The 13419-nt window shown below is 61.2% G+C and carries 8 protein-coding genes; 7 read left to right on the top strand and 1 reads right to left on the bottom strand.

Annotation, left to right across the window (positions count from 1 at the left end; all coding sequences use genetic code 11):
• The first annotated feature begins 178 nt into the window (after positions 1–178).
• From L8I05_RS12715 to L8I05_RS12685, 7 genes are all read left to right on the top strand, one after another.
• The gene (locus L8I05_RS12715; RefSeq protein WP_242169291.1) at positions 179–1990 is read left to right on the top strand and encodes a di-heme-cytochrome C peroxidase; all 1812 of its coding nucleotides are present in this window, start codon (positions 179–181) and stop codon (positions 1988–1990) included.
• The gene (locus L8I05_RS12710; RefSeq protein ID WP_242169289.1) at positions 1987–3150 is read left to right on the top strand and encodes a catalase family protein; all 1164 of its coding nucleotides are present in this window, start codon (positions 1987–1989) and stop codon (positions 3148–3150) included. Before L8I05_RS12715 ends, L8I05_RS12710 begins: the two co-directional genes overlap by 4 nt.
• Before the next feature lie 731 nt (positions 3151–3881).
• The gene (kdpA, locus tag L8I05_RS12705; RefSeq protein WP_242169287.1) at positions 3882–5588 is read left to right on the top strand and encodes a potassium-transporting ATPase subunit KdpA; all 1707 of its coding nucleotides are present in this window, start codon (positions 3882–3884) and stop codon (positions 5586–5588) included.
• Positions 5589–5598: 10 nt separating this feature from the next.
• Positions 5599–6246 (top strand): K(+)-transporting ATPase subunit C, encoded by a 648-nt coding sequence (kdpC, locus tag L8I05_RS12700; protein WP_242169284.1) that lies wholly within the window; start codon positions 5599–5601, stop codon positions 6244–6246.
• A gap of 12 nt (positions 6247–6258) precedes the next feature.
• Positions 6259–8328, top strand: a complete 2070-nt coding sequence (kdpB, locus tag L8I05_RS12695; protein WP_159955162.1) for a potassium-transporting ATPase subunit KdpB — start codon at positions 6259–6261, stop codon at positions 8326–8328.
• A 132-nt stretch (positions 8329–8460) separates the two neighbouring features.
• Complete coding sequence (locus L8I05_RS12690; protein WP_242169283.1) at positions 8461–11112, top strand: sensor histidine kinase KdpD; 2652 nt, start codon at positions 8461–8463, stop codon at positions 11110–11112.
• The gene (locus L8I05_RS12685; protein ID WP_197629695.1) at positions 11109–11801 is read left to right on the top strand and encodes a response regulator; all 693 of its coding nucleotides are present in this window, start codon (positions 11109–11111) and stop codon (positions 11799–11801) included. Before L8I05_RS12690 ends, L8I05_RS12685 begins: the two co-directional genes overlap by 4 nt.
• Before the next feature lie 157 nt (positions 11802–11958).
• Here the strand turns inward: L8I05_RS12685 and L8I05_RS12680 are convergent, their stop codons facing one another.
• Positions 11959–13224, bottom strand: coding sequence for a M10 family metallopeptidase C-terminal domain-containing protein (locus L8I05_RS12680; protein ID WP_242169281.1), 1266 nt, complete (start codon positions 13222–13224; stop codon positions 11959–11961).
• Positions 13225–13419: the final 195 nt, after the last annotated feature.

Raw genomic sequence — 13419 nt, 5'->3', positions numbered from 1 at the left:
AATGGCTACCGGCATGTGAGCAGGAAACTTCTGATAAGTTCACGTGTTTAAAAGCATTTTCATTCATGATGGGGGCCCGCGAAGGATCGAGGGACCCGCTGCAACCAGACTGCTGGCCACTTGCCGCACCTGTGACGCAGTGGCATAACAACGCTACAACTCGACAAGGATAGTTATCTTGCGCATTTTTTCCCGTGTATTGGTTCTGATTTTGCTGGCACTCGGCCTGCTCCTGGCCGTGGTGCTCTACTACACCGTCAACCCCAAGCTGCCGGACTACGTGCCCGTGGAGCAGGTCCACTATCAGGACCAATGGAGTGCCGCCGACCGCCAGACCTTCTACTTCACGCCCCAGGGCACCCAGGTCAAAGGCCTGCATTACGACTGGTTCACCGCTCTGGAACTGCCGTTTTCAGATCAGCGCTTCGCCACGCCCGAGTACTTGGCGCGCTTTGGTTTCCTGGTCGATCCCAAGCAAGTCCCTACCGCGCAAAACCCTGGCAACCTGCCCGTAGGTTTCGCCCGGCACCAGAACGCCGGCAGCCAGGTTGAATACCTGGACATCACCTGCGCCGCCTGCCACACCGGCGAGCTGCACTTCAAAGGCCAGGCCCTGCGCATCGATGGCGGTTCTGCCCAGCACGTGCTGCCCTCCAGCGTGCCCACATTGCGCGGCGGCAGTTTCGGCCAGGCGCTGGTGGCCAGCCTTGCCGCCACCTATTACACCCCGTGGAAGTTCGACCGTTTCGCCCGCAAGGTGCTCGGCCACGACTATGACGATCACAACAAGCAGCAATTGCGTCAGGACTTCAAACAGTCCCTGAACCAGTTCCTCAAGGTCGCCTGGAACGACACCCATCGCGGCCTCTACCCCACCGAAGAAGGCCCGGGCCGCACCGACGCGTTCGGCCGTATCGCCAACGCCAGCTTTGGCGACGCCATCTCGCCGGACAACTACCGTGTCGCCAATGCGCCGGTGGACTACCCGCAGCTGTGGGATATCTGGACCTTCGACTGGGTGCAATGGAACGGTTCGGCCCAGCAACCCATGGCGCGCAATATCGGCGAAGCCCTCGGTGTCGGCGCGACGCTGGATTTCTTCGACAGTGCCGGCCAGCCACTTCAAGGCGCTGCCCGCTATCCCTCCAGCGTGCGCGTGCGCGACCTCAACCTGATCGAAGAAACCCTGCAACGCCTCAAGCCGCCCACCTGGCCGCAAGACCTGTTCGGCGCCGTCGACAAACCCCTCGCCGCCCAAGGCCGCGCGCTGTTTGCCGAAAACTGCGCCGGCTGCCATGTGCCCGCCGTCAGCCAGGTCAATGGCCGCCCGGTGCAACAACTGAAAATGCTCCCCGTGGAGTACATCGGCACCGACCCCGGCACCGCCAGCAACATCGCCGACCAGCGCTACGACCTCAGCGCCCTGCAATGGGACCCGGCAGAACTGGCCAAGCTCAACGTCGAGCTGCACCCCACGCCGACCGCAGCGCTGGACCTGCACAAAATGTCCGTGGCCCAAGGCCTGGCCTACGTCACAGCTTTTGTCGAAGACCACGCCTATCGCGCCGCTGGCGTGACTCCAACCGAGCGGCCGAGCCTGGATGGGTTCGGCTTGCCCATCGGCGTGCGCGAGCTGCGTGCCTACAAGGCGCGCCCCCTGGCCGGCGTATGGGCCACGCCACCGTTCCTGCATAACGGCTCGGTGCCGACGATCTACCAACTGCTCTCGCCTCAGGATGAGCGCAGCACTACCTTCTATAAAGGCACGTTCGCCTACGATCCGCGCCACCTGGGCTTTGAGACCGGCGCATTCAAGAACGCCTTCCTGTTCGACACCTCAATCACCGGCAACCACAACAGCGGCCATGAATTCCGTGACGGCAAGCGTGGCAATGGCGTGATCGGCCGTGGCCTGCTGCCGCAGGAACGCTGGGCGCTGCTGGAATACCTCAAAGTGCTGGGCGGCCCGCTGGAGCAACAATTGCCATGATTATCCGATCGCAATACAAGGACCGTTCCATGCTCGCTCGTCTGTGGCTGCGCCTCGGCGCGTTTCTGGGTAAGACCCTGTTGTGGCTCGTGGGTCTTGGGCTGCTGGGCTGGCTGATCGCTACCGCCTGGTTCGCCTGGCAACACAGCGGCCCGGTGTCACCGAACGAGCAAATCCCGCCCGGTGAAGCGGCCATGAGCCAGGGCATCATCCAGACGGCGGTGCGCATCGTCGACCAGCACCGCGAAGGCACGCGCTACTTGCGTGATGCCCATGCCAAGGCCCACGGCTGCGTGAAGGCTGAAGTCAGCGTAATGGCGGACCTCGACCCGGCATTGCGCCAAGGCGTATTCGCCGAGCCGGGCAAGACCTGGCAAGCACTGATACGCCTGTCCAACGGCAACGCTTACCCGCAATTCGACAGCATCCGCGATGCGCGCGGCATGGCCCTCAAACTGCTGGACGTACCGGGCAAACAGCTGATGGCGGACCAGCAGGCACGCACGGAACAAGACTTCGTAATGTTCAGCCATCCGAACTTTTTTGTCAGCGATGTGGCGGAATATGCGCAGAACATCGGTGCCCAGGCCGATGGCAAGAAAGTCCTCGCGTTCTTTCCCAAGGCAGACCCGCGCAGTTGGCAGGTGCGGCACTTGTTTATCGCCCTGGCGACCCTGGCACCCGCCCCGGCCAGCCCGACGCAGACTACATACTTTTCGGTTTCGCCTTACAAGTTCGGCGCGGCGAATGCCAAGTTCCGCGTGGCGCCCGACCCGCAAAGCTGCCCGGAATATGTGTTGCCCAAGCAGAACCAGGACCTGCCGAATTTTCTGCGCAGCGCGTTGAACCAGCAACTGTCGACTGATCGCGTGTCGGCGTGCTTTGTGTTGCAGATTCAGCGGCAGAACCCGCAGAAGTTCATGCCGATTGAAGACACCAGCATTGAATGGAAGGAAAGTGATGCGCCTTATGAAACCGTGGCCAAGGTGCGGATCCCTGCGCAGGATTTTGATACACCGGCGTTGAATCTGGCCTGTGATAACCAGTCGTTTAACCCCTGGTTCGGGTTGGAGGCGCATCGGCCGATTGGAGGGATTAATCGGTTGCGCAAAGCGGTGTATGAGGCGGTGAGCGACTATCGGCATAGTCGAAATTTGTGATCACTGAGGCTGCAGTCAATCAATGTGGGAGCTGGCAAGCCAGCTCCCACAGAAAAGCACATCTTAGCCGTTACCTGGATAATGGGTATGTACAACTCAAATCGTAAAGAACGCGTATAGATTTCAGCTTCCCCATAACGATTACGTCGTCCCTCTTGAGCCACTAACCCTACACACTTTACCGTCACTTCCTACCCCCAACACCCGTAGGAATTCATCGTGGAAAGTTCAACTTTAGGCATGGTCGTCCTGTCAATGATTGCGCTCTTCGGCACCGCCGCGTTTTGCTTCGAGCACCTCGCCACCCGCGGCGAAAAGAAAAAGAAAGCCAAATAAGCTGATCACTGAAATCAGCAGAACCCCAGTTTTTCAAGGGATACCCCGGCAGCGGGCTGTCCCTTGTTTTCGTTCGCCCAGCAAAATCTCATCTATATACCGTCTTAATACCGCGCCCCGTAATCAGTGCCCAAGCTTGATACCCGAACACATAACCTCCCCGGCTTATTCCAAAAGGGGAGTTACACCGTGCTCACACTGACCTTCATCTATGTTGCCAGCGGCGTATGTGCCGTGGGGCTGTTCGCTTACTTGGGCTATGCCCTCATTCGCGCCGAAAAGTTCTAGGGAGTTCGCCATGTACGACGTGATGTTTATAGGCCTCTCCCTGGTGTTTTTCAGTGCGACTGCCATGGCCATTGTCGCCATGGGCAAGATTTGAACGGAGCCACGACATGTTAAGCACTCTGCTGGAATTTGCGCTGGTCCTGGGGTTGATGACCGCGCTCGCCGTGCTGATGGGCAAGTGGCTGACCCGGGTCTTTACCGGGAACCGCCACGCCCTGCCGGAACGCTGCACGTATCGCCTGCTGGGCATCGACCCGCTGGAGACCATGGGCTGGGCCCGCTACGGTTCGGCCTTGTTGCTGTCGAACGCGGCGATGATGCTGCTCGGCTATATCGTCCTGCGCCTGCAGGCGGTGATGCCGATCAACCCGCTGGGGCTGGCCGCGCAAACCCCGGACCTGGCGTTCAACACCGCCGCGTCCTTTATTACCAACACCAACTGGCAGGCGTACTCGGGTGAAACCAGCCTGTCGAACTTCAGCCAGATGGCGGTCATCACCTTTCTGATGTTTGTCGGCGCCACCTCCGGCGTGGTCGCGGCGGCGGGTTTCATTCGCGGCTTGAGTCGCTCAAGCGCGGCGGATATCGGCAACTTCTGGGTCGACTTCACCCGTACCCTTTACCGGGTGATGCTGCCCCTCTGCGTCGGCATGGCGTTGGTGTATGTGTGGCAAGGCATGCCGCAAACCTTCGCTTCCCAAGCCCTGGCGACGACGCTTGAAGGCGCGCAGCAGCAGTTGATCGTTGGCGCGGTCGCCAGCTTTGAGTCGATCAAGCATATCGGCACCAACGGCGGCGGCTTTTTCAGCATGAACGCCGCCCACCCATTCGAAAACCCGACGCCGCTGACCAACATCCTGCACATCCTCAGCATGTTGCTGATCCCATCGGCGCTGACCTACACCTTCGGCAGCATGCTGCTGCAACGCCGTCAGGGCTGGGTGTTCTTCGGCACGTTTCTGGTGATGTTCATCGGCTTCCTCGCGCTGGTGTATGGCGCCGAGCAAACCGGCAACCCGCTGCTGACCCAGGCCGGCGCCAACCAGACGCTGTCGATTGAGCAAAGCGGCGGCAATATGGAAGGCAAGGAACTGCGCTTCGGCATCGCCGACAGCAGCTTGTTTATCGCCACCACCACCGCTGCCACTACCGGTTCGGTGAATACCATGCACGACTCGCTGACACCCATGGGCGGCTTCGTACCCCTGGCGCAGATGATGCTCAACTGCGTGTTCGGCGGTGACGGCGTGGGCTTTATCAACCTGATCCAGTACGCGCTGCTCACGGTGTTTCTGGTGGGCATGATGATCGGCCGCAGCCCGGAATTTCTCGGCAAGAAGATCGAAGCCCGGGAGATGAAACTGGTGATGCTCTCGGTGCTCGCGCACCCCATCAGCATCCTCGGCTTCACCGCCCTCGCCGCCCTCTGGCCGGGCACTCTGGCGAGCCTCAACAACCTCGGCCCCCACGGTTTCAGCGAGGTGCTGTACGCCTACACCTCGGGCACCGCCAACAACGGTTCGGCGTTTGCCGGGCTGAATGCCAACACGCCGTTTTTCAACACCACCATCGGCCTGGCGATGTTGATCGGACGCTTCTTCACCATGCTGCCGATGCTGGCTGTGGCCGGTTCCCTGGCGATGAAAAAAACCGTGCCCGCCGGTGCCGGCACCATCCCCACCGCGACCCCGCTGTTCATGCTGCTGGTGGTGTTCGTGGTGCTGGTGGTCGGTGGCTTGACCTTCCTGCCGGCGCTCGCGCTCGGCCCGCTGGTGGAGCAACTGCAGTTGCTGTCCGGCCAGACGTACAACTAAGGACTTGTTGATGACGACTCAATCGATATTCAAAGGGCTGCTGCGCCCAGTGCTGGTGTCGGCGGTGTTTTTCATGCTGCTGACCGGGCTGGCGTACCCCGCGTTCACCACCGTGGCTGCGCAATTGCTGTTCCCGTTTCAGGCCCAGGGCTCTTTGATTGAGCGCGACGGCCTGGTGATCGGCTCGGCGTTAATCGGCCAGAACTTCGCCAAGCCCGAGTACTTCCAGGGCCGCCCCAGCATGACCCTCGGCGCCGACCCGCAAGACCCGAGCAAGAGCATTGCGCAGCCGTACAACGCCGGTTCCAGCGGCGCCAGCAACCTCGGCCCGACCAGCCAGAAACTGCTGGACCAGGTCGCCGCACGTGCCAAGGCCTATCGCCAGGACAACGGCCTGGCCGCCGACGCCCCGGTGCCGGTCGACGCGGTCACCGCCTCCGCCTCGGGTCTGGACCCACACATCTCGGTGGCCAACGCCCGGCTGCAATTGGCGCGGGTCGCGCGCTTGCGCCACATCCCTGAAACCGACCTGCTGCAACTGCTCAACGACCACACCGCCGCACGCACCCTCGGCCTGCTCGGCGAGCCACGGGTGAATGTGCTGCAACTCAACTTGGCGCTGGATGCGCGTCAGCCCTCTATTGCGGTCAGTGAGTAAGAGATTGCCCCCATGAAGAATGCTCGTTTACCCCTGTTTGACCAACGCATCGTGCTCACTGCCGGCATCGACGCGTTGAAGAAACTGCTGCCCCAGGCCCAATGGAAAAACCCGGTGATGTTCGTGGTGTACCTGGGCAGCATCCTCACCACGCTGCTGTGGTTCCAATCCCTGGGCGGCAAGGGTGAAGCGCCCAGTGGTTTTATCCTCAGCATCACCTTGTGGCTGTGGTTCACCGTGCTGTTCGCCAACTTCGCCGAAGCCCTGGCCGAAGGTCGCAGCCGCGCCCAGGCCGCGAGCCTGCGCGGGATGAAACGCCAGACCCTGGCCAAGTTGCTGCAGCAGCCGCGCCACGGCGCGGCCTGGCTGCCATTGGAAGCCAGCCTGCTGCGCAAAGACAGCGTGGTGTTGATCGAAGCCGGTGACTTGGTGCCGCTGGACGGCGTGGTGATTGAAGGCGTGGCCTCGGTGGATGAAAGCGCGATCACCGGCGAATCTGCGCCGGTGATTCGCGAGGCCGGTGGCGACTTTTCCTCGGTCACCGGCGGCACGCGGGTGTTGTCGGATTGGCTGGTGGTGCGCATCAGCGTCAACCCTGGCGAATCATTTCTGGACCGCATGATCTCGATGGTCGAATCGGCCAAGCGCCAGAAAACGCCCAACGAAGTCGCCCTGACGATTCTGCTGGTGGGCCTGACCCTATTGTTCCTGCTGGTGATCGCCACGCTGAGCCCCTACTCGATCTTCGCCGTGGCCATGAGCGGCAGCGGCAGCGTGATCAGCGCCACGGTGCTGGTGGCGTTGCTGGTGTGCCTGATTCCCACCACCATCGGCGGCCTGCTCTCGGCCATCGGCGTGGCGGGCATGAGCCGGATGATGTCAGCGAATGTCATCGCCACCTCGGGCCGTGCGGTCGAGGCGGCGGGTGACGTCGATGTGTTGCTGCTGGACAAGACCGGCACCATCACCTTGGGCAACCGCCAGGCCAGCAGCTTTTTACCGGCACCCGGCGTGAAGGAAGCCGAGCTGGCCGACGCCGCGCAACTCGCGTCCCTGGCCGACGAAACCCCGGAAGGCCGCAGCATCGTGGTACTGGCCAAGCAGAAATTCGACATCCGCGCACGGGACATCAACGCCCTGGGCGCCAGCTTTGTGCACTTCACCGCGCAAACCCGCATGAGCGGCGTCGACCTGCCCGAAGGCCGGGCGATTCGCAAGGGCGCGGCGGATGCGATTCGCAGCCACATCGAAGCCTTGGGTGGGAGTTTTCCGGCAGCGTTGCAGGCCAAAGTCGATGAAGTGTCACGACGCGGCAGCACGCCGCTGGTGGTCAGCGACGGCGCTAAGGCGCTGGGCGTGGTCGAACTCAAGGACGTGGTCAAGGGCGGCATCAAGGAGCGCTTCGCCGAACTGCGGCGCATGGGCATCAAGACCGTGATGATCACCGGCGACAACCGCCTCACCGCTGCCGCGATTGCGGTGGAAGCCGGCGTGGATGACTTCCTCGCCGAGGCCCGCCCGGAAGACAAGCTGCAACTGATCCGCGACTACCAGGCCCAGGGCAAGCTGGTGGCGATGACTGGCGACGGCACCAACGACGCACCGGCGCTGGCCCAGGCCGACGTGGCGGTGGCGATGAACAGCGGCACCCAGGCGGCGAAAGAGGCCGGCAACATGGTCGACCTCGACAGCAACCCGACCAAGCTGATCGAAGTGGTCGAGGTCGGCAAACAGATGCTGATGACCCGTGGCGCCCTCACCACCTTCAGCGTGGCGAATGACGTGGCGAAGTACTTCGCAATCATCCCGGCGGCGTTTGTCGCCACCTACCCGCAGCTCGGCGCGTTGAACGTGATGCACCTGAGCAGCCCCAACTCGGCGATTCTCAGCGCGGTGATTTTTAACGCGTTGATCATTGTCGCGTTGATTCCACTGGCGTTGCGCGGCGTGACCTACCGCGCCATCGGAGCGGCGGCGTTGCTCAATCGCAACCTGTTGATCTATGGCCTGGGCGGTGTGCTGGTGCCGTTTGCCGGGATCAAGCTGATCGACATGCTGCTGAGTGGGTTGGGTCTCGTGTAGCGACAAAATCCAATGTGGGAGCTGGCTTGCCTGCGATAGCGGTGGGTCAGCTTGCCCTGTACCGACTGACACACCGCCATCGCAGGCAAGCCAGCTCCCACAGGGAACAGCACTGCATTCAACAGGAAGAATATGCCCGCATTAAAAAATGAGCGCCCCGACCCCGACGCCCTGCTCGCCCGGGTACAGCTGGAAGAACAGGCCGCCTTGCGCGGCAAATTGCGTATCTACTTCGGCTCCAACGCGGGCGTCGGCAAAACCTGCGCCATGCTCGCGGCGGCGCAACGCGAAGTCGCCCTTGGCCGTGACCTGCTCGCCGGGGTGATAGAAACCCACGGTCGCGGCGAGACCGCCGAGTTGCTCCAAGGCCTGGAACAACTGCCCCGCGCCACCTTGCTGCACCGCGAGTTCGCCCTCAGCGAATTCGACCTCGACGCCGCCCTGCGCCGGCACCCCGCGGTGGTGCTGGTGGACGAACTGGCCCATAGCAACGCGCCCGGCTCGCGCCACCCCAAACGCTGGCAAGACATCGAAGAACTGCTCAGCGCGGGCATCGACGTGTGGACCACGCTCAACGTTCAGCACCTGGAAAGCCTGAATGATTTGGTCAGCGGCATCATCGGCATTCGCGTGCGCGAAACCGTGCCGGATCACGTGTTCGATAACGCCCACGAAGTGGTGGTGATCGACCTGCCACCCGACGACCTTTTGCAACGTCTCAAGGACGGCAAGGTGTACCTGGGCCCTGCGGCGGCGCGCGCCTCGCAGCACTTTTTCCGCAAGGGCAACCTGCTGGCGTTACGCGAGCTGGCGTTGCGGCGCACAGCGGATCGGGTCGATACGCAAATGCGCGTGTACCGCCGCGAACAGTCGATCAAAACCCTCTGGCCGGCTCGCGAGCGGCTGCTGGTGGGCATCGCCGGAGACACCGGTGATGAACGCCTGGTGCGTGAAGCCGCGCGGCTGGCACAAAAACTCGAAGCCGACTGGATCGTCGTGCATGTGGCCACCCACCAGGGCCGCGGCGCCAGGCGTTACCTGACGGCGATGAAGACCCTGGCGCTGGCGACTGAATTCGGCGCCGACACCGCGACGCTGCCGGGCATGGACGTGGCCGAAGCCCTGGCCGCCTGCGCCCGCGAACACAATGCCAATCGCCTGGTGCTCGGCCACCACCCGCGCCGGGCCTGGCGGTTCTGGCACCCGTCGGTGAGCGACCGGATCAGCCGGCACCATCCGCAAATCGATCAGATCGTGATCGCCCACGGCGTATTGCCTGGCCCAACGCCTGCGATCAAACAGTCGACGCCTGCACCGGGCCGAGCCCTGGCCTACCTGTGGGCCACCCTCGCCTGCTTCGCCGCCAGCGCCATCGCGGCTTTGCTGCTGCAAGTGTTCGACCTGGCCAACGTGGTCATGCTGTTTTTGCTCACGGTGGTGCTGGTAGCCCTGCGTTTTGGCCGTGGCCCCGGCGTGTGGGCGGCGATGCTTGCGGTGTTGTGTTTGGACTTCTTTTTTGTGCAGCCGCGCTACTCGTTCACCGTCAATGACACCCAGTATTTTTTCACCTTTGCGTTGATGCTTGGCATCGCCCTGATCACCGGGCAACTCACCGCGCGCCTGCGCCACGAAGCACGCACCGCCGCCGCGCGCGAACGCCGCGCGACCTCGTTGGCGCGGCTGGCCCGTGACCTGTCGGCGGCGTTGACCGTGGAGCACATCAGCGAGGTGGCCCTGCGCACTTTCAGCGGCGTGTTCGAAGCACGGGTCGGCCTGGCACTGCCGGACGCCGCCGATGGCGTGCACAGCGTCAGTGCCAGCGGGCTGCCGATTGACGACAGCATCGCGCAATGGACCTACGACCACGGCCAAGCCGCCGGCCAAGGCACCGACACGTTGTCGGCGGCCAAAGGTTGCTATTTGCCACTCAAGGCGCCGATGCGCGTGCGCGGTGTGCTGGTACTGGAGCTGGCGCAAAGCGAGCGCCTGAATGACCCACAGGAACGTCGCCTGCTGGAAGCCTGCATGAGCCAGCTGGCAATTGCGCTGGAGCGCGTGCACTTCGTCGAAGTGGCGCAAAGCACGCTGGTGCAGATGGAAGGCGAGAAGATGCGCAACACCCTGCTCGCGGCGATTTCCCACGACTTGCGCACACCGTTGACCACCCTGATCGGCGCCGCCGACACCGCCCTGCCCCACGCGCCACCGGGGCCGTTGACCGAATTGCTCAATGGCATTCACGAACAGGCCACGTCGATGCAGCGCCTGATCGAAAACCTGCTGGACATGGCGCGCATGCAGGAACGCGGCGTGCGCCTGAACCGGCAATGGCATTCGCTGGAAGAAATCGTCGGCAGTGCGTTGCGCCAGTTGCGTGAGCCACTCGCCCGTCACCGCGTGCACACCCTGCTGGACCCGACATTGCCCCTGGTGGACATCGACGCGCTGTTGATCGAACGGGTGCTGGTCAACCTGCTGGACAACGCCGCCAAGTACACCCCGCCGGGCACCGCCATTACTGTCGCCGCACGCGCAGTGGCAGACAGCATCGTGCTGGAAGTGAGCGACACCGGCCCGGGTAAGGCGCCGGCGAACCTGTTCGAACCCTTCGCGCGCGGCCAGCAGGAATCATCCGTCGCCGGCATCGGCCTGGGCCTGGCACTGGCCAAACGCATTGTCGAGGCCCATGGCGGGCGCATCCACGCCAACCCCGGCGATGCCTGCGGCATGCACTTCATCATTACGTTACCGGCGGGCACTCCGCCGCCCATGGAAGCCCTATGAGCACTGCACGCATTTTGATTGTTGAAGACGAAGCCAATATTCGCCGCTTTGTCGGGATAGCCCTGCAAGACGAGGGTTTTCAGGTATTCGAAGCCGACAGCGTCAAGCGCGCGCTGATCCATGCCGCCAGCCGCCAGCCGGACCTGGTGATCGTCGACCTCGGCCTGCCGGACGGCGATGGCAAACAACTGATCAGCGAATTGCGCGGCTGGCTGGCGGTACCGATCCTGGTGCTGTCGGCGCGTGATCGCGAAGAAGAAAAAGTCGCCGCGCTCGACGCCGGCGCGGATGATTACCTGACCAAGCCGTTCGGCGTGCCCGAGCTGCTCGCGCGCATCCGCGCGCAATTGCGCCGGCATGGGCAGACCGGCGCCGTGGCGGCCACTAGCAAGGTGGCGTTTGGCGAGATTGAAGTCGACCTGTCGACCCATGAGGTGTGGCGCCAGGGCCAGCCGGTGCACCTCACGCCCATCGAATACCGCCTGCTCTGCGCGATGATTCGCGGCCAGAGCCGAGTGCTGACGCATCGGCAATTATTGCTGGACGTGTGGGGGCTGGATTACGTCGACCGCGCCCACTATTTGCGCGTGCACATGGCGCATTTGCGGCAAAAGCTGGAAGCGGACCCGGCGCAGCCAAAGCACTTTATTACCGAGTTGCAGGTGGGGTATCGGTTGATGGGGTTATAGGAAAATACTCGCTCACCTGGCTCGGGGTCGATACGGCACACCAGGGCCATCAGATGTTGCCTGGGCGGTTATAGCCTGAATTGGCGGCGCCCTCCGATCAGACAGGAGAGCATCCGCCGCTGAGCCATTAACAACAGGCTCCCGCCATTTAAGGCAATTATTTAATGATATCGCGCCGTTGGACGCCGTCCGCCCGCACTTTAAAATCGGGTGCTTGACTGTCACGAGTAAAAAAGTCCTTCCAGTACAACACATACGTCTCACCCGCCGCACCTGATTGAATTTCCAAGTGAGAGCCATTAGGCACAGCATATTGCGTACTGCCTTGAGAAGTAGCAAAAGCACTGATATCTATTTTGTCCACGCCGCTTTTAAACCCGACGACAGTATCAAGCCTGTCCGGGGTGGAGTCCGACTGATTTTGAAAGACAACCGTGTTTTTGCCTGGCCCTAAAGTAATCGTGTTAGGCACGACATTCGGAACAACCCTATTAGTCCCCGACCCCGTCTTAACATCCTCAATGACCGCGTGCGACGCAATCACTACATTCCCCTTAAATCCGCCTACACTAGAGCGCGCCCCGGAATGCATATCGATAACTTGATCATGCGTATCACCTGTTGCATCGAGGGAATCATGTCCAAACCCGTTCACTATGACCATCGTCGCAGGATTATTATCACGCCCCAAGTTACCAATCAGATATTCAGCCCCGGAAATATCTGTATTTAATTTGTAAGCGGAGATCAACCGCTCGTAGTCTTTTTCTTGCGGACGCGAGACAGCCTTATCTTTAAAGTCTTGACCTGTAGTCATTTCCGAATTTCGACTGTGAACGCTGTAACCTCTGGAGTCAGGTTCACCCTGCGCAGGTGTACGAGCAGGTACACCCAATGAATACAACAACGCGCGAGCAAGCAAATTCCCCCCTCTGTTATTCCCGGTAGGCGCCAGGAAAGCCTGATCTTTGGGGTTATCAGGGTTGCTACGAATATAAACCTCGGTCGGTTTGGTTGGGTCAGTTGATGGATAACCCACCACCAGGTTGGAGCGTGTTTCATTCTGCTTGAAAGTCCCAAACTTTACCTTCCCATCGGGGGTGGCGTAAGTACCCTTTCGATGAAACCTGACTTGTAAATCGACGCCCAAGTCACTCATCTGAGCGTATAATTCGCGCCTCTGCGCAGCATTAAGCGGTTGATACCCGCGATTACCAAGATTTTCAAAGTGTGTGCCAGGCCCACTGTCATAATCCACTTCGATATCTACCCACCCATTACCATCCCTATCCTTAAAGGACGTAGCGGTGTCCACGTTATTCCGAGAGGCTGTCAGGGTATCGTTTCCTTGTCCCGGCGATAGCGAATGAGTAACCGGGGTGAAAGACGGAGAGGGAGTCGATGTGGAGGAGCCAATACTCATAAAAACCACCTGCGCAAATTAATAAAGGAAAACTTACATCACGCACACCTTACACACCCCATAAATAAAAAATAAACAGGGATAATTTGAGCAGATATTTCACGTCTAAAACCGGGCAAACTTCCGCAACAAACCAGCCAAAAACTAACCCCTCTCAACAGAATATCCCTACATCAATATAATCGTTCCGAACAT

It is taken from the genome of Pseudomonas sp. MONT-RG-20F-20-E-7-02 (genome assembly GCF_022662395.1).
Lineage (GTDB): Bacteria > Pseudomonadota > Gammaproteobacteria > Pseudomonadales > Pseudomonadaceae > Aquipseudomonas.
The sequence above is the reverse complement of the archived record's forward strand: the minus strand, read 5'-3'. Positions and strand labels throughout refer to the sequence as shown.